The following is a 20,372-nucleotide window of genomic DNA, read 5'->3' on the forward strand; positions in this document are numbered from 1 at the left end:
CGCTCCCCCCCCCCCCCCCCCCCGCCGCCCCGGGCGGCCCCCCCCCCCCGCCCGCCGGCCCGCGGGCCGGGCGGCGGGCGCCCCCCGCCCCCCCCCCCCCCCCCCCCCCCCCCCCCGCGCGGACGCCCGTCAGACCTTGCGGTACCTGGCCATGGCAAACGAGAACAGCCCGAAGAGCATCAGGCCGACGGCGATGAGCACCAGCAGCCACGGCCCCACCGGGGTCTCGGTGAACGAGCGCAGGGTGTCGTCCATGCCCTTGGCCTTGTCCGGTTCGTACTCCACGGCGGCCCGGAGCGCGAAGCCTCCAGCGACGGCGAACACCAGACCGCGGGCCACACCACCGCCGACGCCCGTCACGTCGACCGTCCGGCGCACCCGGTGCGACATCTCACCGAGCCTCATGTGCTTGTGGTACCTCCGGCGCGCGGCCTGCACCACCATCCACACACCCGCGCAGAGGACGCCCACGCCCGCCGCGGCCACGAGCCACTGCCCGGCGGGCAGATCCATGGCCCTGGCCGTCGCGTCCTTGGACTTCCCGTCGCTCGATCCGCTTCCTCCGGAACCGGCGGCGAAGGAGAGCACGGTGTAGGCGACGAAGCCGTAGAACACGGCTCGTGCCGCCGACGCCAGCCGCTTCTTCGCCTTGCGGCCGTCGGGGCCCGCCGCGCCGAAGACCGCCTCGGACAGCCGCCACAGCGCCATCCCCACCAGCCCGATGCCCAGCGCCCAGAGCACGACCTCGCCGAAGGGCTTCTCGGCGACTTCCTGGAGCGCGCCGCCCTGGTCCGCCTGTTTCCCGCTGCCGCCGAAGGCGATCTGCAGCGCCAGCAGGCCCACCAGCAGGTAGATGACACCGCGTGCGGTGAAACCTGCCCGGGCCGCGCCCTCGATCGCGGGGGCAGCCTTTCGCTTCCCCGCCCGGCCGCCTCGCGTCAACGTACCTGCGTTCATCAATGCCTCCCGACTCCGAGTGCCCCTGCCCGGCCGTACGACACCCGGCTGTACGACACCAGGGCGGGCGCCGACCGTGCGGTACCTCCCGGTTTCGGAGCGAAGCAGGACGATCGAACATACGATGGGCATGCACCGGGGGCGGTACCGCAGACAGGCCGCTCCGGGACGCCGACCGCTCGGGGTGGGAGACGAATGGCACAAGGCACGGACGCAGCACGGACCGTCATCCTGACCGTGGACGACGACCCTGGAGTCTCCCGTGCCGTGGCCCGTGACCTGCGACGACGCTACGGCGAGGCGTACCGGATCGTGCGCGCCGAGTCCGGCGAGAGCGCCCTCGACGCCCTGCGGGAGCTGAAGCTGCGCGGTGATCTCGTCGCGGTGATCCTGGCGGACTACCGGATGCCCCAGATGAACGGCATCGAGTTCCTGGAGCAGGCCCTGGATGTGTACCCGGACGCGCGGCGGGTGCTGCTGACGGCCTACGCGGACACGAACGCGGCCATCGACGCGATCAACGTCGTCGACCTCGACCACTATCTGCTCAAGCCCTGGGACCCGCCCGAGGAGAAGCTCTATCCCGTCCTGGACGACCTCCTGGACGCCTGGCGGACCTCCGACCACCGGGCGGTGCCGATCACGAAGGTCGTCGGGCACCGCTGGTCGGCGCGCTCTTCGGACGTACGGGAGTTCCTGGCCCGCAACCAGGTGCCCTACCGCTGGTACTCCTCGGACGAGCCGGAGGGCAAGCGGCTGCTGGCCTGCGCGGATCAGGACGGGGAGCGGCTGCCGCTCGTGATCACCGCGGACGGGGCCGTGCTGGTCGAGCCCGACGACCCGGCGCTGGCCGCCCAGGTGGGGCTGGCCACGACCCCGGCGGCGGACTTCTACGACCTCGTCGTCATCGGCGGCGGACCCGCCGGACTGGGCTCCGCCGTGTACGGGGCCTCGGAAGGGCTGCGGACCGTGCTCGTGGAGCGCTCCGCGACCGGCGGACAGGCCGGCCAGAGCTCACGGATCGAGAACTACCTGGGCTTCCCGGACGGTGTGTCCGGGGCGCAGCTCACCGACCGGGCGCGGCGTCAGGCGTCGAAGTTCGGCGCCGAGATCCTCACCGCGCGGGAGGTGACCGGTCTGGAGGTCAACGGCTCCTCGCGGACCGTGCGGTTCTCGGACGGTTCCGCGATCGCCGCGCACTGCGTGATCCTGGCGACCGGCGTGTCGTACCGGCAGTTGCAGGCGCCGGGCACGGAGGACCTGACCGGGTGCGGCGTGTACTACGGATCGGCGTTGACCGAGGCGGCCTCCTGCCAGGGACACGACGTGTACATCGTGGGCGGCGCGAACTCCGCCGGGCAGGCCGCGATGTACCTGTCCAGGGGCGCGAAGTCGGTCACCCTGCTGGTGCGCGGTTCCTCCCTGTCCTCGTCGATGTCGCACTACCTGATCGGGCAGATCACGGACGCGCCCAACATCTCCGTGCGTACGGGGACGGTCGTCGAGGCGGCGCACGGCTCCGACCACCTGGAGCAGCTGACGCTGCGCGACCTCGAGAGCGGGCACACCGAACTCGTCGACGCCCAGTGGATGTTCGTGTTCATCGGCGCGGCGCCGCTGACCGACTGGCTGGACGGCACGGTGCTCAGGGACGAACGCGGGTTCATCGTCGCCGGACCCGACCTGGCCGTCGGCGGACAGCCGCCGCCCGACTGGGAGTTGGACCGGGCGCCGTACCACCTGGAGACCAATGTGCCCGGGGTGTTCGTGGCGGGTGACGCCCGGGCCGAGTCCGCCAAGCGTGTCGCCTCCGCCGTCGGAGAGGGAGCCATGGCCGTGATGCTCGTCCACCGGTATCTGGAGCAGTCGTGAGCGGGCAGCCGATGCCGTGCGACGCGGCGGAACTCAGCACGCTGTTCCTGTTCGAGAAGCTGGACTCGGAACAACTCGGGCGGCTGTGCAGCGAGGGCCGCGTCGAGAAGTTCGAGCCCGGCTATGTGTACGAGGAGGGCGAGCCGGCCACGTGCTTCTTCGTCCTCCTCGAAGGCACGCTCGTGATGTCGCGGCGGGTCGGCGGCGACGACGTCGAGATCAGCCGCACCTCCCAGCGCGGTGTGTACGCGGGGGCCATGCAGGCCTATCTGGCCGTGCCGGACGACGCTCGCTACAAGGGCTCCCTGCGGGTCACCGAGCCGTCGCGGTTCTTCATCCTGCCCGCCGAGACGTTCGCCGCGGTCCTGCGGGAGTGGTTCCCGATGGCCGTGCATCTGCTGGAAGGGCTGTTCTTCGGCAGCCAGAACACCCAGCGGACCATCGGGCAGCGCGAGCGGCTGCTGGCGCTCGGCTCGCTGTCCGCCGGGCTGACCCACGAGCTCAACAACCCGGCCGCGGCGGCCGTACGGGCCACGTCCGCGCTCCGGGACCGGGTGGCCGGGATGCGGCACAAACTCGGCATGATCGCGGCAGGCCCGTACGCGCGCGCCGCCCTGGAGACGCTCGTCGAGATCCAGGAGCGCACCGCCGAACAGGTCGCCAAGGCCACGCCCTTGAGTCCGCTCGAAGCCTCCGACCGGGAGGACGCGCTCGCCGACTGGTTCGACGACCACGACATCGCGGGCGGCTGGCAGCTCGCGCCGACGTTCGTCCAGGCGGGCCTCGACACCGACTGGCTGGACCAGGTCGCGACGGCCGTGGACGAGGGGACGCTCGAAGGCGCGATCAGGTGGCTCAACTACACGGTGGAGACCGAGTTGTTGATGAACGAGATCGAGGACTCCACGACCCGGGTCTCGAATCTCGTGAACGCGGCCAAGCAGTACTCCCAGCTCGATCGGGCGCCCTACCAGGTCGCCGATGTGCACGAACTGCTGGACAGCACGCTGATGATGCTCGCCGGGAAGATCGGCTCCGGCATCAGGATCGTCAAGGAGTACGACCGTACGCTGCCCAGGATCCCCGCCTATCCGGGCGAGTTGAACCAGGTGTGGACGAACCTCATCGACAACGCGGCCTCCGCGATGGGCGGCGAGGGCGTGCTGACCGTACGCACGGCGCTCGAACGGGAGCAGCTGCTCGTCGAGTTCCGTGACACCGGGCCGGGAGTGCCGGAGGAGATCCGCGGCAGGATCTTCGACCCGTTCTTCACGACGAAGCCGGTCGGCGAGGGCACCGGACTGGGGCTCGACATCTCCTGGCGCATCGTCGTGAACAAGCACCACGGGCATCTGGAGGTCCACTCCGAGCCCGGCGACACACGTTTCCAGGTCTTCCTCCCGCTCACCGCCGCCGAATCCGACGCCCCTCAGGAGGCCTCATGACCACGGACGGAATCGATCCCGGCGTTCCGCCGAGCGGTGCGGGCTGCGCCGAATGCGACGAGGTGGACGGCTGGTGGTTCCATCTGCGGCGCTGCGCCCAGTGCGGTCATGTGGGCTGCTGCGACGACTCCCCCGGCAAGCACGCCACCGCCCATCACCGGACCACGGGCCATCCGCTCATCCGCAGTTTCGAGCCGGGCGAGGCCTGGTTCTGGAACTTCGAGACGTCCGAGCTGTACGAGTCCGGTCCGGAGCTGGCTCCGCCGCTCGCCCACCCGGCGGACCAGCCCTCGCCCGGGCCCGCGGGACGGGTTCCGGCGAACTGGGCGGAGACCCTGCGCTGAAGTTGATCTCCGTCATCGGGAGCAGCCCCGGGGTCGGCAAGTCCACTCTGTGCCGGGCTCTGGCCGACTGGCTGGCCGGACTCGGCGCCTCGGTCGACCACTTCGAGGAGGCCGACGTCCTCGCCCGGCCCGCCTTCCGGCCCGTTGCCGAGGAGTTCGAGAGCACCCTCGTCCAGGTCATGAAGGACCTGACCCGGGCCGTGGAACCCGCCGACGTCACGGTGGTGTACGTCCACGACGACCCGGCGACCGCGCTGCGACGGGCCGTGGAGCGCGAGGGATCCGGCTGGGAGGACTGGTACGTCGGGAAGCTCGCCGGCTCTCCCGGCACCAGTTCGGTCCACGATCTCCCGTCCGCCGCCGCTCATCTTCGTTCCGAGGCGGATCTGGCCCGTCGGCTGCTGGCAGGGACCCCGTGGCAGGTACTCACCGTGGACGCGGGGACACTCGACGCACAGGAGTCCTTCGACCACACCCGGCACCACCTGACGGAGTCGCTGAGGCTGCCGACGCGACCGTGAGGGCGGCCCGGGGCCACTGTCGGTAGCTGTGTCCGTGGCTGTGTCGGTGGTGCGTGCCAGGATGGATGCGTGCCGACCACCTCTTTCACCACGCCGTTCATCGGCCGCGAGGACGAACTCGCCCGCCTGACCCGAGTCCTGGACCGGGCCCGGGCCGGTGAGGCGCGTGCCGTGCTCGTCGCGGGGGACGCGGGAGTCGGCAAGACCCGGCTGCTCGCCGAGGCCGCGGGGCATGCTGCCGAGGCCGGCACGACCGTCGTCACGGGGCACTGTGTGGATCTCGGTGACGTGGGTCTGCCCTATCTGCCGTTCACCGAGATCGTGGGTGTGCTCGCCGACGACGAGCGGTTCTCCGCCGCCCTGGCCTCGCATCCCGTGGTGGACCGGCTGCTCGGCGACGGCGGCGGTGGCGCGGGGGACGCGGGCGGACGGCTGCAGTTGTTCGAGGGCATGGCGAGTCTGCTGACCGATCTCGCCGAGACCGCCCCGCTGCTGCTTGTCCTGGAGGACCTGCACTGGGCGGATCAGTCTTCCCGCGACCTGCTGCGCTTCCTGCTCAGCCGGGGGATCCTGCAGTCCCGGGTCCGCTCAAGGGGCGGAGACGCTGTCGCGGGTGGTGCGCCCGGCCAGCGACTCGCGGTGTTCGCCTCGTACCGCGCCGACGATCTGCACCGCAGACACCCGCTGCGCCCCCTGCTCGCCGAGCTGGTCCGGCTGCCCGTCGTCGAACGGCTCGAACTCCGGCCGATGCCCGACGGGGAGGTGGCGCGTCTCGTCCGTGCCCAGCAGGTCGCCCCGCTGCCCGATGCCACGGTCCGCCGTATCGTCGAGCGCGCCGAGGGCAACGCGTTCTACGCGGAGGAGTTGCTCGCCGCCACCTCCGAGACCATGCCCGGGGCGGCGTCCGCCGTGCCGAGCGGGCTGGCCGACGTGCTCCTCATCCGCTTCGAGCAACTCGCGGCGACCGCCCAGCAGGTGCTGCGCACGGCAGCCGTCGCGGGGCGCCGCGTCGAGCACGATCTGCTGCGCGACACCGTCCAACTGCCCGAGGAGGAGCTGGAGTCGGCCCTGCGCGAGGCCGTCGGGCGGCAACTCCTCGTCCCCGGTGACGACGACACGTACTCCTTCCGCCACGCCCTGATCCGTGAGGCCGTCTACGCCGATCTGCTGCCGGGTGAACGGGTGCGCCTGCACCGGGCGTTCGCCGGGGTGCTGGCCGGACGCGGCCACCGGGCCGAGAGCGCGGCGGAGCGCGCCCACCACTCCCGCGAGAGCCACGACCTGGCCGACGCGCTGGCCGCGTCGCTGGAGGCCGCCGACCACGCGGGCCGCGTCCGGGCACCCGCCGAGGAGCTGCGGCACCTGGAGGCCGCGCTCGACCTGTGGTCGGCGGTGCCCGCGGCCGCACGGCCCGACGGCTTCGACACGGTCACTCTGACGCTGCGGGCCTCCGCTGCCGCCGCGCACGCCGGTGAGACCCACCGGGCCGTCTCGCTGACGCGGTCCGCGCTCGCGAGGGTCGGCGACGACGAGGACTCCGAACTGGCCGCCCGTGTCCGCTACACGCTCGCGGGCAACCTCATGCGCATCGACAACCTCGCGGCCGCGTTCACGTACAGCAACGAAGCGCTCGCGATGATCCCCGCCGATCCTCCGTCGCGCACCTGGGTGTGGGCCGCGGCCACGCACGTCATGGCGGCGACGTACATGGGCGAGGACGAGGCCGCCCACCGCGTGGCCCGCAAGGCGCTGCGCATCGCCGAGGAACTCGACGTGTCCGACGCGCAGGCCGATCTGCTGATCTCCCTGGTCAGCCTCGAAGGGGGCAGCCGACGCACCTCCGAGGGGCGGGCCCGGCTGCGGGACGCGCGTGAGCTGGCCCGCCGCGCAGGCAACGCCTCCGTCGAGATGCGCGCGCTCTTCAACCTCTCCATCGGCTCGCACGAGTCCGGTGACCTGGACGAATGCCTGACCTGGCTCACCGAGGGGCTGGAGCGCGCGGGTCGCGCCGGGCTCCTCTCGTCTCCGTACCCGGTGGAGATGCGCTATCTGCGCTCCCTGATGCTCTACACCCTGGGCCAGTGGGACGAGTGCCTCCGAGCCGCGGAGACCGAGCTCGACGGGCTGCCGACGGCGGGCAGGTACGCGATCGGGCCCGCCCTGTCCGTGACCCTGGCGCGCGGTGACCAGCATGCCGTCGAGCGGGCCCGGGCCCTGCTCGACGGGCCGTTCGACTGGATGGCCACGCTCGTCGCGGGCCTCCTCCTGACGGACGCCGCGGTGCTGCGGCACGACGCGGAGGAAGCCCTCGACCAGTTCCGTACGACGCTTGCCGCTCTCATCGACGACGCCGGCACCACGCCCCATGTGGCCGTACGGCTCGCGGCCCTCGCCCTCGCCGCCATCGGGGACGCGGTCGTGGAGTCCCGACGGACCGGCGACGAGGAGGGGGTCGACCGCTGGACGGATACCGGGACGGAGCTGGTGGAGCTGGCCCGGATCACGGCGAACAAGGGCGAGGACGACACTCCGCAGGGACCGGAAGGGCTGGCGTGGCTGGCGCGCGCCGAGGCGGAGTGGGCGCGGGCCTGTGCCCGGCCGGACGGCGGACCGGGCGTCGAACTGAGCGTCGGTGCCTGGGAGAAGGCCGTCGCAGCGTTCGGCTACGGGGACGTCTATGAGCAGGCACGCTGCCAACTGCGCCTGGCAGAGGCCCTGTTGGTGGCGGAGCGGCGTGACGATGCCGCCGCGCACGCGCGTACCGCACGCGACACGGCCGTCCGGCTCGGCGCCGTTCCACTGCTCGACGAGGTCGAGCGGCTGATCCGCCGGGGCCGTCTCGCGGAGACGCCGTCCACGACTGACCGGGTACCGCTGCTGACGGCACGCGAGAACGACGTCCTGCTCCTCCTCTCCCGCGGCCGCACCAACCGCCAGATCGGCGAGGAACTCTTCATCAGCGGGAAGACGGCGAGCGTGCACGTCTCCAACATCCTCGCCAAGCTGGGCGCCGCCAGCCGCACGGAGGCCGTGGCGATCGCCTACCGCGAGGGGTTGGTCGAGCCGGAGCCGTCCGCTTCCGGGTGATCGCCGAAGAGGCGTCGGCGAGGCGTCGGCGCCGGAGAGCGGCCGTCTGCCGCGGGGGCGGCGCCTCGCGCGCCGCCCGCCGACCGGCGCTCAGGACTCGGTCTTCTGGAGGACCGGCTCGACGACCCGGTCCTCGACCAGCGGGTCCGGGGCCATGTCCCCGCTGTGGTGCTTGGCCCGCTGGATCTGTTCGTACACGTGGGCGCGCAGTTCGGCGAACCGAGGGCTGGAGCGGGTGTGCAACTGGTCGCGCTCGTCGGGGAGGTCGATGGTGAGGTCCTCCTGCACGACGGTCGGGGACTTGGAGAGGATCAGGGTGCGCTGCCCCAAGTAGACCGCCTCGTCGATGTCGTGGGTGACGAACAGGACGGTGACGCCGAGTTCGTGCCACAACTTCCGGATGAGGTCCTCCAGTTCGGCGCGGGTCTGCGCGTCGACCGCCGCGAAGGGCTCGTCCATCAGCAGCACCTTCGGCTCGTACGCCACCGCGCGGGCGATGGCGACGCGCTGCTGCATGCCTCCCGAGAGCTGCCAGGGGTACGCCTCGTGGGCGTCGGCCAGGCCGACCACCTCCAGGGCGTGGTCCACCAACTCCCGTTCGCGCGCCTTGCCGAGCTTCTTGCGGCGCAGGGGCAGGGCGACGTTGTCGCGCACGTTCATCCAGGCGAACAGGGAGCGGCCGTACTCCTGGAAAACCACCGCCATGCCGGGCGGTGGTCCGGCGACCGGACGGCCGTCGAGACGCACCTCGCCGCGGGTGGGGGCGAGCAGGCCCGCCATGCACTTCAGCAGGGTGGTCTTACCGCAGCCCGACGGGCCGACCAGGCACACCAGTTCGCCCTCGGCTATGTGGAAGGTGAGGTTGCGCAGCGCCTCGACGTTGCGGTGCCGACCGGTGTAGATCTTCTGCAGGTCCTGTACGTCGAGCATCGACGTCTCCTTGTCAGGCGGTGCTTCAGGGATTGCGTCAGGCGTTGCGTCGGGGGTGCGTCAGGGATTGCGCTGCGCGCGGCGCAGACCGTGGTACCAGGCCAGGGCCCGGTTCTCGGCGAACCGGAAGAGCAGGGACAGGAGGAAGCCGAGGATGCCGAGCAGCAGGACACCGCTCCACATCTCGGGGATGGCGAAGGAGCGCTGGAACTGCACGATGGTGAAGCCCAGGCCGTTGCTGGCGGCGAACATCTCGCTGATGACCATGAGGATGATCCCGATCGACAGGGCCTGGCGCATGCCCGTGACGATCTGGGGGCTCGCCGCGCGCAGCACCAGATGCCGCAGGCGCGCGACGCCGGTGATGCCGTAGGAGCGGCAGGTGTCGCCGAGCACCTCGTCGACCGCGCGGACGCCTTCGACGGTGTTGAGCAGAATCGGCCACATGCAGCCGCTGACGATGACGAGCACCTTCATGGTGTCGCCGATGCCCGCGAACAGCATGATCACCGGGATGAGCACGGGCGGCGGGATGGCCCGGAAGAGTTCGAGGACCGGCTCCAGGACGTCCCGTACGGCCCGCCGGGTGCCGACGACCAGGCCGAGCCCCACTCCGACGACCACGGCGAGGAGGTATCCGGCCGCGAGGCGCAGCAGGCTGGGGACGACGTCCGACAGCAGCCGTTCCCCCGTCCAGACCTTCCCGAAGCTGTCCAGGATGGTGGCCAGGGGCGGGAAGTAGAAGTCGGCGCTGCCGGCGGTGGCGAACCACCACACGGCGAAGAGGACGGCGGGCAGGCCCAGGACGAGCAGCCCGCGTCGCAGGACGGAGAGGGCGGTCATGCGGTCACCTCCCTGCGTACGGACTGGTGCCAGTGCAGTGCGCGTCGTTCGACCGCCCGTGCCGCCAGGTTGACGGCGACGCCGAGCAGGCCGGTGACCAGGACGAGGGCGTAGACCTCCGGTACGGCTCCGGACACCTGCGCGACGGCGATCTCGTGGCCGAGACCGGGGGCGCCGATGACGAGTTCGGCGGTGATGGTGAGGATGAGCGCCACGGTGGCGGCCAGCCGTACGCCCGTCATCACGTACGGCAGCGCGGTCGGCCACAGGACGTGGCGGACCCGGCCCCAGGTGCCGAGCAGATAGCTGCGGGCGGTGTCCTCGGCGACCGGGTCGACGTCCTGCATACCGGCCAGGACCTGGACGATCACCTGCCAGAAGGAGGCGTACACCACGAGCAGCAGTTTCGACCTGAGGTCGGTGCCGTAGAGCAGGACCGCGACGGGGATCAGGGCCACGGACGGGATGGGGCGCAGGAACTCGATGGTGGAGGCGGTCACCGCGCGCAGTACGGGTACGGAGCCGATGACCACTCCGGCGGCGACGCCCGCCACGACGGCGACGGCCAGCCCCAGGCCCCATCCGGTCAGGGTATCGCCGAGCGCGGTCCAGAACGTCGGTTCGGCGAGCAGGCTCCCCAGGGTGCGGACGGTTTCCGAGGCGGGCGGCAGATAGTCGGCAGACACCAGGCCGGTGTGCGGCAGCACTTCGAGCACCGCGACCAGTCCGGCGAGACCGGCGAGGCCACGCAGGACCGCTACGGGGACCGGACCGCGCCGGGCGGGTGGCCCGCCGGGACCGGAGTCGGTCCCGGCGGGCTCCGCGAGTACGGGGGTGAGACCGGGGCCGGTCATGAGAACAGCGCGTTCAGGTCGGGCTTCTTGTCGCCGAAGATGCCGTCCTCCTCGCCGAGGGCGGCCAGCTTCTCCAGGGAGGCCATGTCGACCTCCGCCGGCCAGCTGGGCAGGATGAGCTTGTCGAGCACATCGCCGCTGATCTTGGTGTAGGTGGTGAGGATCTGGCGCGCCTCGTCCGGGTGTTCGGAGGCGTAGGTCAGTGATTCGGCCATCGCCTCGCTGAACTTCTTCACGAGATCCGGGTTCTCCTGCATCACCTTGGCCGAGGTGAAGTACGTGGCCACGGTCAGCTTCGGGTCGGTCTCGGCGAAGGGCGAGGCGATGACCCGGGCGCCCTGCGCCTTGGCGATCGTCGTCGCGGGCTCGCCCATCCAGGCCGCGTCCACCTGCCCGCCGTCCAGGGCGGCGGGCATCTGATCGAACGGTATCTCCACGAACTTGACCTTGGACGGGTCGCCGCCGGCCTTGCGGACCGACTCGCGGACCGTCGTGTCCCCGATGTTCTGCAGGGTGTTGACCGCCACCGTCTGCCCGGCGAGGTCCTTGGCCGACTTGATCGAGCTGTCCTTCTTGACCGCGACGCCGGTGACGTCGGCGCCGACCTTGCCGTTGGAGGCCGCTCCGTTCACCACCGACTTCACGGGGACGCCCTTGGTCTGGGCGAGCATCAGCGAGGTGGTGTTGCTGAAGCCGAACTGGAACTGGCCGCTCACCACTCCGGGGATGATCGCCGCGCCGCCCTGGGCGCTCTCCATCTTCAGCTTGATGCCCCGGCTGCTGAAGAAGCCCTTCTTGTCGCCCAGATAGAGCGGTGCCACATCGACGATCGGGATGATGCCGACCTTGACCTCCGTGGTCTTGCCTCCGCCGGAGGACGCCGAAGCGCCGCTCGAAGAGGACGAGGACCCGCATCCGGCCGCTCCCGCGACCGTGACCACGGCTATGGCTAGCCCGAGAATGCGCCTTTGCATGGGCTCCTCCTGACGGAAACACCTCTGGTGGCGTGCACACTCCGCCCGGATCGGCCCGCCATGACCGGACAGGCCCAGCGGGCCGAACAGGTCAAGCGGATCGAACTGGTTGAGCGGATCGAACTGGTCGAGCGGAGAACCGCGAACTCCGGGAGCGCAGCGAGAGTGGACGCCGAGCCGGCTCGATGTCCGGCTCGGCCCCGGGCACTCCCGGAGCCACGGCCGTCGGACACGCGGACTTCCGACGGCGAGGCAGCGGAGCGGGGAGTAGCTGCCGCTGCCTCGTCGAGACCAGTCGACCCGTCCAGACGTTGTGCACTTTCTTGACGGCCGCAATCTACACACCTATGTTCGCCCTGTCAGTACCCCGGACAAGGGAGGTTGCAAGGTGAGCGGCCGTACCCTTTCCGACGTGCACGACGAGACTCCGCAGGCGGCCACGGACTTCCCCGACGGACCGCAGCTGCGCCCCCAGTCGCTGATGTTCGCCTTCTTCGGCGGCCATGTTCTGGAGGAGGGGCCGCTGTGCGTGTACTCCGGCAGCGTCATCGAGGTGCTGGCGCGCGCCGGGGTCGGGGAGCAGGCGGTGCGGTCCACTCTGACCCGGATGGTCAACCGAGGTCTGCTGCGACGTCAGCGGGAGGGCCGCCGGATGTACTTCGGCCTGACGCCGCAGGCCACGGAGATCCTCTGGAACGGCAAGAAGCGGCTCTGGGACACCGGCGCCGTCAACGACGACTGGGACGGCACCTGGACGCTGCTCGGCTTTTCGCTGCCGGAGTCCTGGCAGCGCCAGCGGCACGATCTGCGCTCCCGGCTGGCCTGGTCGGGTTTCGGCCCCCTCTACAGCGGGCTGTGGATCGCGCCCGGAGACTTCGACGTGTCGGCGCTCGTCTCCGAACTCGGACTCGCGGCCCACGTCAAGATCTTCCACGCCACGGCCGACGACGCCACCGACATCGGCCTGATGATCCGTGACACCTGGGACCTGGACGGCGTCGGCGCCCTGTACGCCGACTTCGACAAACGCTGGACCGACTGGCTCGGCTCCGGCTCCGGCTCCGGCTCCGGCTCCGGCTCCGGGGACCCTCTCGGGACCCGGCTGCGCCTGACCAGCGAATGGCTCCGGATCATCCGCACGGACCCGCGGCTGCCCGCCCGGCACCTGCCCGCCGGCTGGCCGGCCCGGTCGGCCCAGGACACCTTCCATCGCATCGCGGAACATACCGAGGACCCCGCCAACCGGCTGGCCGCCCGTCTCATGGAGACCACCCCGCTGCGACCGTCCTGACCCGGCGGGAAGCCGTCAGTTAGCCGAGCGGGAAACGGCGGCGGCCCACGACACCCCGGCGGTGCGGCTGCGAGGTCCGGTGGATGGCGGTGTCATGGAGACATGGCCACGCAGGGCCGAGCCGCCGTTTGCGGACCGGAGGACCGGTTACACGAACGGGACGGCGCGCATCGCACAGGAAAAGGTGGCTGGTCATGACGCCTGGCACGCATCTCGCTCTGACGCTCACGCTCAGCGGCGGCACGGCCGCCGACGCACGGGCGGTCGTCCACACCCTCGAATCCGCCTTCGGAGCGGCGGAGGACATGCCCGGGGACGGGGGCGCCACGGTCTACACGGCCGCGTTCGACAACGACGTCCCGGTCGACGCCGGTATCACGCCCCCGACCTCACCACCGCTCTCCGCCCCCGTGACTGTCACCCTCCAGGGCAGCCCCGAGGCGGTACGGCGGGCCGACGAGACCCTCACCTCCGTCTTCACCGTGCGCGAGGAGGGCATGGTCTCCGGCGACCAGGAGCAGGAATGGCAGCTGCGGCTGGAGCCGTAGCGCCGCCTTCACCTCCGCACCGAACCGCGGCCTCAGACGCCGAGGCGCAGCGCCCGCATCTGTTCGTCGAGCGGGCACAGCCCGACGTCCTCGCGGCGCTCGTCGAGCGTCCGGGGCTGACGGACCGGATACGGACGGAAGGTCGCGGGGTCCACACGGGTGCCGTAGAACTGCGGCTGGCCGAGTTCGACGGCGCAGTGGTCGGCGATGTACGCGTGGTGCGGCGCGGGACAGCGTCCGTCGGCCGTGGCCTGGGCGATCAGGTCGCGGCAGGTGAGCTGGAAGTCGAGGTCGGGAGCGTGCAGGAGGATCATCAGCGCCGCCGTGGAGGCGGGCGCGCCGACCAGGTCCGCAGTCGGCCAGGCATGACGCTTGACGATGGTCTTCAGCGCTTCGGCGTTGCTCCTGCGGCAGTCGCTGATGCGGCGGCGCGCGGTCTGCGTGGGACTGCGGTGTGCCGCCCGTGTCACTCGCTGGTCCTCGTCCGCCCTGCGGACCAGTTCACGGGCGAGGGCAGCCGCGAGCGCCGGCACCACGAGCGGACGCACTTCCTGCATCCCGTCGCGCACCTCGTCGTGGCCGCGCCCCGCGCCGTCCTCCCCCGCCGCGTCATGCACGCGCCCCGCGTGCCCGTCCCGGCACGGGTGCCCCGGTTTGTCCGGGGCACCCGCCGGCTCCGTGGGCCCGTCGCGACCCGGAAGGGGGGCGACCCCCGTACGCCCCTCCCGTGCCGTGTCGTGCGCGACGTGGCCCGGCATGCCGGAACCGCTCATGACGCCCCCTGGATTTCCAATGAGAACCACACCCGCTTCCCGGTCTCGCCGGGGTCGGGCGGTGCGATGCCCCAGTCGTCGACCAGCGCGGCCACGATGGCGAGCCCGCGTCCGGACTCGTCGGCGTCGTCCGCCGTGCGGTGGCGCGGCAGGTCGGGCGAGTGGTCGGCGACCGTCACCCGTACGTCGCCGTCGGTGCACTCGACGCTGACGGTGACCATGTCACCGGCGTCGGGACTGCCGTGCCTGACGGCGTTGGCGAACAGTTCGTCGGTGGCCAGGACGGCGTTGTCGAGCCGCTCGGCCGGCAACCGCAGATACGACAACTGCTCGGCGACCATGCGGCGTACGCCCGAGGCACGCGAGGGCTGCGCGGGGACCACGATGCGTAGGACACGGGCCGCGCTCAGGGAGACGGGCTCGGCCGGAGCCGCGGACGCGACCGGGGCGGTACGGCCACTCTCACCGACCCGGGGCCGGCCGGTGGGCGAGTCATGGTCCGTGCCGCGCGTCAGCGAGGGTGACGGCCGACGGCGGTGCGCCCTGGATGCCGTCATCGTGCCTCCTTCATGTGCAGCACGGGTGGGGGGCGGTCTCGGTGGCTGCTCGTGCAGCCAACCGGCCGGAGCCGTGGCGGACCAGGGGGTACGGGGGTTGTCCGGTTGCAGGCGCGTAGTGGTGTGGCATGTATGTTCGAAAGCGTGAGCAACGTGAGCGAAGGCCGGGCCGTCGACAGCGGGCAGGGTGCCCGCGGCTGGTCCGGTGTGAGCGGCAAGCGTGTGCTCGTCACCGGCGGTACGCGAGGACTCGGCGAGCAGATCGTGCGGTTGCTGGCCGCCGAGGGCGCCCGGGTCGCGACGTGCGCCCGCACCGCACGGGATCTGGAGACGCTGAGAGGCACGGTCGACTCCGCGACGCCCGACGGGTTGTTCACCCGAGCCCTCGATGTCACCGAACCGAAGCGGCTGGAGGCGTTCGTCACCGCCTCGGCGAATCGCTTCGGCGGCCTCGACGGGGTGGTGGCCTGTGCGGGCGGTTCCCGCGGGCGCGGCCTCGAACAGTCGGACGCCGGGGAATGGGCCGCGACCTGGGAGCTGAACATCGGACACACCGCGCGGCTGGTACGGGCCGCCGTCCCGCATCTGCGTACGGCGGGCGGTGGCTCGGTCGTGGTCATCTCGTCGATCTCGGGCTGGAAGCCGGGCCCCAACGCTCAGTACGGAACCGCGAAGTCCGCGCAGATCCATCTGGCCGCCTCGCTGGCCCGTGAACTCGGCCCGGACGGGATCCGGGTGAACGCCGTCTCGCCGGGGTCGATGCTCATCCCGGGCCGGCGCTGGGACCGGATGCGCAGGGACGAGCCCGAGGCCTTCGCCGCGTTCGCGGCGGCCGAACTGCCGGGCGGAGAGCCGGTCGCGCCGCACGAGGTGGCGCGTGTGGTGGCGTTCCTGCTGTCGGACTGGTCGAGCGGGATCTCCGGGGCCAATCTGCCCGTCGACCGCGCCCAGAACGCGCCCTCCCCCGACGGTTACTAAGTCGTCGAGTGGGCCGATCGCGGCCGGGCCGGTCGTCATGCCACCGCCCCCAGCACCGGTCGGGACCTGCGCTCGAAATCCTGGACCAGCGGCTCGTGGCGGCGGGGCTCCAGCCTCTTGCGGAAGTCGCGCAGGGCCTGGATCGACCGCTCGCTGTGCACCGTACTGAGCGTGTCGAGCGCCTTGGTCGCCGTACCGATCGCCTCGTCGAGGCGGTTCTGCTGGAGGTGTGCGGTCGCCAGTACGGAACGGCTGATGGCCTGGCGCCTGCGCCGGTCGGCGTTGGCGTCGACCGACTCACCGGCCGTGCGCTCCGCCTGCGCGGCCAGGCCGAGGTCGCGGAAGCACAGGGCGGACTCGGCCTGCAGATAGTGGTGGTCGAGGAAACGCACCCACACGGACTCCTGCGCGGCTCCCCGGCTCGCGTCCAGCTGCTGTTCCGCGAGCCTCAGCGCCTCGGCCGTCTCACCGGAGCGGCCCCGCGCCGCGTGTCCGCGCGCCGACATGGCGTACAGGCGCATCAGGCCGAGCGGGCTGCCGGAGTCCTTCGCGGTCGCGATGCCGGCCCTCGCCAGCGCCACGCCCTCGTCCGGGCGGCCGAGGTTGGTGGCGAGGTGGGAGAGACCGGCCAGGATCTGCCCGCCCAGGACACGGTCACGGCCCTCGGCGCAGAGCCGCAGCGCCTGGGTCATGTAGCGCTGTGCCAGGCCGTACTCCCCCGCGTCGTACGAGCTCCAGCCGGCCATCGCGGCGAGGCGGGCGGCCGCCGCGTACAGCAGGCGCTGCTGGTGCGGGGGTGCGCCGCGGCGCTGGAGCATGGGCACGACCTCGGTGCACAGGTAGTGCACGATGCTGGTGCGCACTCCCCCGCCGCCGAAGTGGTTGTCCATCTGGTCGAACATGCTGATCATGGCGTGGACCTGCTCGACGGGCCCGCCGTCGGTGACCGGCGCGAGCCGCACGACGTCGTGGTTCCCGGCCTGCTCCACCAGCCAGAGCAGCCACTCGCGCTGAGGGTTCGTCAGGGCGCCCGCGACGAAGGGGACCGCGCCGAGGAGGCTGCGGCGGGAGATGTCGGTGGAACCCAGTTCGGCCAAGGTGTGCAAGGTGTCTGCCAGGTCTTCGCGGTACACAAGTGCCCTGCCGACGACCGGGCGTTGCTGGTCGGACAGAAAGCCGAGGTCCGTCGGCGAGACGGCATGGCCGAGTCGCTCGGACAGGACGGCGGCGATCAACTCGGGGGTGTTCCCCCGGGGTTGCTGGCCGTTCAGCCAGCGGGTGACCGACGCCTTGTCGTAGTTCGAGTCACCGCCCTGTCTGCGCCCCAGTTCGTTGACCCGCAGGGCGAGCGAGGCGTACGAACAGCCGGCGTCTCTGAGGGCGGCCGCCAGCGCTTTATTGGCCCCGGCGGGACCCTTGCCCGGGCTCCTCGATTGTCCGTCGGTCACGGTGGCCATCCAGGTGTCGCATCGCGGTGCTGCGGTCTGCCCTCCCTGCCGGGGCGTCAAGTCCGGGAAGGCGATGCGCTGTTGTGCGCCGTCGCCGCCGGACTGTGCGGCAGGTCACTCGATCACTATGATGGCCGACACGCTCAACCCGCAACAAGCGTTCTGATAATTTCAGAACGATCCTCATCGCTCTGTCTGTGTCAGCGTCCGCGTGGCACACTGCACGCTGTGATGGCCGTTCCGGGAGGTAGGACGTGAGCGACAACCGCTCGGGCGGCAGTGCACCGACCGTCCTGCGGATGGTTCTCGGCAAGCGGCTCCGGCATCTGCGCGAACAGGCCGGAGTCTCCTTCGAGGACGCCGCGCGGGCCATCGAGGTCACTCCTCTGACGGTCCGCCGGATCGAAAAGGCCGAGGTCGGCCTCCGTATCCCCTACGTGAGGGAGCTGCTGCACACCTACGGAGTCCCGGAGTCCGAGATCGAGGACTTCCTCACCATGGCCAGGGAGGCCAACCAGCCCGGCTGGTGGTACTCGTACCGCGACGTGCTGCCCGACTGGTTCAGCGCCTACGTGAGCCTGGAGAGCGAAGCCAGCGTCATCCGTCTCTATGAACCCCACTACGTCCCCGGCCTGTTGCAGACACACGACTACGCGGCCGCGCTCATGCACATCGGCTTTCCCAACGAGACGAAGGAGGACATCGACCGCCGCGTCGCCCTGCGCCTCAAGCGTCAGGACCTGCTCGCGAAGTCCGAGGCACCCGCCGTCTGGGCCGTCCTGGACGAGACGGTGCTGCGCCGCCCGGTGGGCGGGGCCGAGGTGATGCGGGCCCAGATCGACCGGCTGAACCAGGTCCTGGACATGCCGAAGGTCCGGATCCAGATACTGCGGTTCTCGGTGGGAGCCCATCCGGGCGCGTTCGGCCCCTTCCACCACTTCCGCTTCGGCTTCTCCGAACTCCCCGATGTCGTCTACACCGAGAGCCTCGTCGGCTCGGTCTATGTCGACCAGCCGGCCGACGTCGTGACGTACCTCGAAGTAATGGACCGGATGTCCGTGCAGGCGGAGCCGGTCGCTCGGACCAGGGCCATCCTGGCTGAACTGCGTAAGGAGTTGTGAGCCATGACTTCCATGGACCCCATCCACAGCGGAATGCCCGCCATCGATCTGGGCACCGAGGGCTGGCACAAGCCCTGGAGCGGCACCAACGGCGGCAGCTGTGTCGAGGCCAAGCGACTGCCCGACGGCAGCGTCGCGTTCCGCCAGTCCAAGGACCCGGACGGGCCCGCGCTGATCTACACCCGGGAAGAGATGATCTCGTTCCTGGAGGGCGCGAAGTCCGGCCAGGCCGACTTCCTCGTCGCCTGACGCCCCGCTGAACCCGCGCGTCGCGAGCCCGCGCTCCGACGCCCTCGCCCGCCCGGTCCGGGCGGCACCACCACGCCCGCACAACCATCCACCACTACGGCCGCACAACCGGACAACCCGCACGCGCACTCCCGCCGTGCGGGTCGCCCGGCCACACTGGGGAAGCCGGTCGTCCTGGAGGGAGTGGTATGCGCACGCTCCATGAGGCCGTCGACCGGTGCCGGACACTGGTCGTCGAGGGCCCCGACGGCATCGTCAGAAGCGGGCTGCTCGCCGAACTGGTCCGCAGCGGATTCATGATCAGGCGCTCGCGGGACCAGCTGCACCACGTGGACCCGACCCGTCCGTACCGCGAACTCCTCGCCGCCCCCGGCCTCCTGGCTGTCGACGGCGGCATCGTCCACGAACTCGTCTACGGGCCGCTGCGCCGCGGACACTCCCGGGTGACCTGGATCCAGGCACTCGACTTCGCCGAGTCCGTGGCCGAGCGGGACGGCGCCCTGCTCCATCTGACGGACTCCGGACGCCGCCCGGACACCGAGGGCGCCGAGGTGGCCGACGCCTACCGCCGGGTGTTCCGCACCCTCTCCCAGCACGTCCCGGTCGTCACTCTGGACGTCGGCGGCCCCGGCCCTCCCATCCGTGCGCCATCCGCTCCCGATCTTCAACTGGGGCGATGCAAAGGGCAGTTGACGGTAGGTTAGAAGCAGACCGCGTGACGCACGGCAGGAGATCTCGCATGGCAGACGGCCAGTCCACTCCCGACCAGGACGCTTTGTCCAAGATCGACACCACGGTGCCGCATTCGGCCCGCATCTGGAACTACTGGATGGGCGGCAAGGACAACTACGAGGTCGACCGGGAGGCGGGCGACGCCTACCGCGAGATCGCCCCGAACATCGAGACGATGGCCCGCGCCTCCCGCGGCTATCTGATCCGCACCGTGACGTTCGTCGCCGGTGAGCTGGGCATCCGCCAGTTCCTGGACATCGGCACGGGCCTGCCCACGTACGACAACACCCACCAGGTCGCCCAGCGCGTGGCGCCCGAGTCGCGGATCGTCTACGTGGACAACGACCCGCTGGTGCTGCGGCATGCCCAGGCGCTGCTCACCAGCACCCCCGAGGGCGTCACCGACTACATCGACGCGGACCTGCACGAGCCCGAGAGGATCATCGAGGCCGCGGGTAAGATCCTTGACTTCGGCAAGCCCGTCGCGCTGATGCTGATGGGCATCCTGGGCCACATCCAGGACTACGAAGAGGCCCAGTCGATCGTCCGCCGTCTGCAGGCCGCCCTGCCGTCGGGCAGCTACTTCGTGCACTACGACAGCACGGACACGGACGCCGAACTCAAGCGGGCCCAGGAGGGTTACGACGACACCGGCGCCGTCCCGTACGTACTGCGCAGCCCGCGGGAGATCTCCGTCTACTACGACGGTCTGGAACTGCTGGAGCCCGGCATCGTCTCCTGCCCGCTGTGGCGCCCCGAGCCGGGCACCACTCCGGAGGCGACGGATGTGTACGGGGGCGTCGCCCGCAAGTCCTGAAGCGGGAGTCCTGAGGTGTGAGCGCTCAAAC

General features: G+C 71.0%; 20 protein-coding genes. 12 read left to right on the forward strand and 8 right to left on the reverse strand.

The genetic code is table 11. The features are described from left to right. Positions 1–129: 129 nt before the first annotated feature. Positions 130–957 carry a DUF1206 domain-containing protein gene (locus ACIBEI_RS00470; protein WP_398883580.1) on the reverse strand — a complete coding sequence of 276 codons (828 nt, stop codon included), beginning with the start codon at positions 955–957 and terminating at the stop codon, positions 130–132. 195 nt (positions 958–1,152) lie between these two features. Between ACIBEI_RS00470 and ACIBEI_RS00475 the strand changes: the two genes are divergently transcribed. From ACIBEI_RS00475 to ACIBEI_RS00495, 5 genes are all read left to right on the forward strand, one after another. Next, complete coding sequence (locus tag ACIBEI_RS00475; protein WP_398883582.1) at positions 1,153–2,829, forward strand: FAD-dependent oxidoreductase; 1,677 nt, start codon at positions 1,153–1,155, stop codon at positions 2,827–2,829. Further along, the gene (locus ACIBEI_RS00480) at positions 2,826–4,274 is read left to right on the forward strand and encodes an ATP-binding protein (protein ID WP_398883584.1); all 1,449 of its coding nucleotides are present in this window, start codon (positions 2,826–2,828) and stop codon (positions 4,272–4,274) included. Before ACIBEI_RS00475 ends, ACIBEI_RS00480 begins: the two co-directional genes overlap by 4 nt. Continuing rightward, positions 4,271–4,618 carry a UBP-type zinc finger domain-containing protein gene (locus ACIBEI_RS00485; protein ID WP_398883586.1) on the forward strand — a complete coding sequence of 116 codons (348 nt, stop codon included), beginning with the start codon at positions 4,271–4,273 and terminating at the stop codon, positions 4,616–4,618. The genes ACIBEI_RS00480 and ACIBEI_RS00485 overlap by 4 nt, the downstream gene beginning before the upstream one ends. A gap of 2 nt (positions 4,619–4,620) precedes the next feature. Then, positions 4,621–5,139: an ATP-binding protein gene (locus ACIBEI_RS00490; RefSeq protein WP_398883588.1), complete on the forward strand. Its 519-nt coding sequence runs from the start codon at positions 4,621–4,623 to the stop codon at positions 5,137–5,139. Between the two features lie 69 nt (positions 5,140–5,208). Continuing rightward, a complete protein-coding gene (locus ACIBEI_RS00495; RefSeq protein WP_398883590.1) occupies positions 5,209–8,226 on the forward strand; it encodes an AAA family ATPase in 3,018 nt (1,005 codons plus the stop codon). Positions 8,227–8,316: 90 nt separating this feature from the next. On the opposite strand, the gene ACIBEI_RS00500 is transcribed toward ACIBEI_RS00495, so the two are convergent. From ACIBEI_RS00500 to ACIBEI_RS00515, 4 genes are read right to left on the reverse strand one after another with little or no spacing between them, the layout of a single operon-like run. Beyond that, positions 8,317–9,156 carry an ABC transporter ATP-binding protein gene (locus ACIBEI_RS00500; RefSeq protein WP_398883592.1) on the reverse strand — a complete coding sequence of 280 codons (840 nt, stop codon included), beginning with the start codon at positions 9,154–9,156 and terminating at the stop codon, positions 8,317–8,319. Positions 9,157–9,216: 60 nt separating this feature from the next. Then, positions 9,217–9,999, reverse strand: coding sequence for an ABC transporter permease (locus ACIBEI_RS00505; protein ID WP_398883594.1), 783 nt, complete (start codon positions 9,997–9,999; stop codon positions 9,217–9,219). Continuing rightward, the gene (locus ACIBEI_RS00510; protein WP_398883596.1) at positions 9,996–10,853 is read right to left on the reverse strand and encodes an ABC transporter permease; all 858 of its coding nucleotides are present in this window, start codon (positions 10,851–10,853) and stop codon (positions 9,996–9,998) included. Before ACIBEI_RS00510 ends, ACIBEI_RS00505 begins: the two co-directional genes overlap by 4 nt. Next, positions 10,850–11,827 carry an ABC transporter substrate-binding protein gene (locus ACIBEI_RS00515; protein WP_398883598.1) on the reverse strand — a complete coding sequence of 326 codons (978 nt, stop codon included), beginning with the start codon at positions 11,825–11,827 and terminating at the stop codon, positions 10,850–10,852. Before ACIBEI_RS00515 ends, ACIBEI_RS00510 begins: the two co-directional genes overlap by 4 nt. A 412-nt stretch (positions 11,828–12,239) precedes the next feature. Between ACIBEI_RS00515 and ACIBEI_RS00520 the strand changes: the two genes are divergently transcribed. Both ACIBEI_RS00520 and ACIBEI_RS00525 read left to right on the forward strand, forming a co-directional pair. After that, on the forward strand, positions 12,240–13,118 hold the full coding sequence (locus ACIBEI_RS00520; RefSeq protein ID WP_398885019.1) for a PaaX family transcriptional regulator C-terminal domain-containing protein: 879 nt from the start codon (positions 12,240–12,242) through the stop codon (positions 13,116–13,118). Between the two features lie 194 nt (positions 13,119–13,312). Continuing rightward, entirely contained in the window at positions 13,313–13,666 is a 354-nt protein-coding gene (locus ACIBEI_RS00525) for a hypothetical protein (protein ID WP_398883600.1), read from the forward strand. A 32-nt stretch (positions 13,667–13,698) separates the two neighbouring features. Here ACIBEI_RS00525 and ACIBEI_RS00530 read toward each other — a convergent pair whose 3' ends face one another. Both ACIBEI_RS00530 and ACIBEI_RS00535 read right to left on the reverse strand, forming a co-directional pair. Continuing rightward, entirely contained in the window at positions 13,699–14,439 is a 741-nt protein-coding gene (locus tag ACIBEI_RS00530; protein ID WP_398883602.1) for a DUF6624 domain-containing protein, read from the reverse strand. After that, positions 14,436–14,996 (reverse strand): ATP-binding protein, encoded by a 561-nt coding sequence (locus ACIBEI_RS00535; RefSeq protein WP_398883604.1) that lies wholly within the window; start codon positions 14,994–14,996, stop codon positions 14,436–14,438. The genes ACIBEI_RS00530 and ACIBEI_RS00535 overlap by 4 nt, the downstream gene beginning before the upstream one ends. Before the next feature lie 153 nt (positions 14,997–15,149). Here ACIBEI_RS00535 and ACIBEI_RS00540 point away from each other — a divergent pair, with 153 nt between their 5' ends. Next, positions 15,150–15,974 carry an SDR family NAD(P)-dependent oxidoreductase gene (locus tag ACIBEI_RS00540; RefSeq protein WP_398885021.1) on the forward strand — a complete coding sequence of 275 codons (825 nt, stop codon included), beginning with the start codon at positions 15,150–15,152 and terminating at the stop codon, positions 15,972–15,974. A 35-nt stretch (positions 15,975–16,009) separates the two neighbouring features. On the opposite strand, the gene ACIBEI_RS00545 is transcribed toward ACIBEI_RS00540, so the two are convergent. Beyond that, a complete protein-coding gene (locus ACIBEI_RS00545; RefSeq protein ID WP_398883606.1) occupies positions 16,010–17,431 on the reverse strand; it encodes a hypothetical protein in 1,422 nt (473 codons plus the stop codon). 290 nt (positions 17,432–17,721) lie between these two features. Between ACIBEI_RS00545 and ACIBEI_RS00550 the strand changes: the two genes are divergently transcribed. From ACIBEI_RS00550 to ACIBEI_RS00565, 4 genes are all read left to right on the forward strand, one after another. Further along, positions 17,722–18,543, forward strand: coding sequence for a helix-turn-helix domain-containing protein (locus ACIBEI_RS00550; protein ID WP_398885023.1), 822 nt, complete (start codon positions 17,722–17,724; stop codon positions 18,541–18,543). Between the two features lie 3 nt (positions 18,544–18,546). Beyond that, complete coding sequence (locus tag ACIBEI_RS00555) at positions 18,547–18,792, forward strand: DUF397 domain-containing protein (protein WP_269651822.1); 246 nt, start codon at positions 18,547–18,549, stop codon at positions 18,790–18,792. A 188-nt stretch (positions 18,793–18,980) separates the two neighbouring features. Continuing rightward, a complete protein-coding gene (locus tag ACIBEI_RS00560) occupies positions 18,981–19,496 on the forward strand; it encodes a hypothetical protein (RefSeq protein ID WP_398883608.1) in 516 nt (171 codons plus the stop codon). A 35-nt stretch (positions 19,497–19,531) separates the two neighbouring features. After that, positions 19,532–20,341: an SAM-dependent methyltransferase gene (locus ACIBEI_RS00565; protein ID WP_398883610.1), complete on the forward strand. Its 810-nt coding sequence runs from the start codon at positions 19,532–19,534 to the stop codon at positions 20,339–20,341. Positions 20,342–20,372 lie beyond the last annotated feature (31 nt).

The organism is Streptomyces sp. NPDC050988, assembly GCF_044456225.1.
GTDB lineage: Bacteria > Actinomycetota > Actinomycetes > Streptomycetales > Streptomycetaceae > Streptomyces.

What these genes read in the sequence shown, in the direction of transcription:
- ACIBEI_RS00470 (WP_398883580.1), bottom strand. Translation starts at nt 957, where the DNA reads ATGAACGCAGGTACGTTGACGCGAGGCGGCCGGGCGGGGAAGCGAAAG.
- ACIBEI_RS00475 (WP_398883582.1), top strand. Translation starts at nt 1,153, where the DNA reads ATGGCACAAGGCACGGACGCAGCACGGACCGTCATCCTGACCGTGGAC.
- ACIBEI_RS00485 (WP_398883586.1), top strand. Translation starts at nt 4,271, where the DNA reads ATGACCACGGACGGAATCGATCCCGGCGTTCCGCCGAGCGGTGCGGGC.
- ACIBEI_RS00500 (WP_398883592.1), bottom strand. Translation starts at nt 9,156, where the DNA reads ATGCTCGACGTACAGGACCTGCAGAAGATCTACACCGGTCGGCACCGC.
- ACIBEI_RS00505 (WP_398883594.1), bottom strand. Translation starts at nt 9,999, where the DNA reads ATGACCGCCCTCTCCGTCCTGCGACGCGGGCTGCTCGTCCTGGGCCTG.
- ACIBEI_RS00510 (WP_398883596.1), bottom strand. Translation starts at nt 10,853, where the DNA reads ATGACCGGCCCCGGTCTCACCCCCGTACTCGCGGAGCCCGCCGGGACC.
- ACIBEI_RS00515 (WP_398883598.1), bottom strand. Translation starts at nt 11,827, where the DNA reads ATGCAAAGGCGCATTCTCGGGCTAGCCATAGCCGTGGTCACGGTCGCG.
- ACIBEI_RS00525 (WP_398883600.1), top strand. Translation starts at nt 13,313, where the DNA reads ATGACGCCTGGCACGCATCTCGCTCTGACGCTCACGCTCAGCGGCGGC.
- ACIBEI_RS00530 (WP_398883602.1), bottom strand. Translation starts at nt 14,439, where the DNA reads ATGAGCGGTTCCGGCATGCCGGGCCACGTCGCGCACGACACGGCACGG.
- ACIBEI_RS00535 (WP_398883604.1), bottom strand. Translation starts at nt 14,996, where the DNA reads ATGACGGCATCCAGGGCGCACCGCCGTCGGCCGTCACCCTCGCTGACG.
- ACIBEI_RS00545 (WP_398883606.1), bottom strand. Translation starts at nt 17,431, where the DNA reads ATGGCCACCGTGACCGACGGACAATCGAGGAGCCCGGGCAAGGGTCCC.
- ACIBEI_RS00550 (WP_398885023.1), top strand. Translation starts at nt 17,722, where the DNA reads ATGGTTCTCGGCAAGCGGCTCCGGCATCTGCGCGAACAGGCCGGAGTC.
- ACIBEI_RS00555 (WP_269651822.1), top strand. Translation starts at nt 18,547, where the DNA reads ATGACTTCCATGGACCCCATCCACAGCGGAATGCCCGCCATCGATCTG.
- ACIBEI_RS00560 (WP_398883608.1), top strand. Translation starts at nt 18,981, where the DNA reads ATGCGCACGCTCCATGAGGCCGTCGACCGGTGCCGGACACTGGTCGTC.
- ACIBEI_RS00565 (WP_398883610.1), top strand. Translation starts at nt 19,532, where the DNA reads ATGGCAGACGGCCAGTCCACTCCCGACCAGGACGCTTTGTCCAAGATC.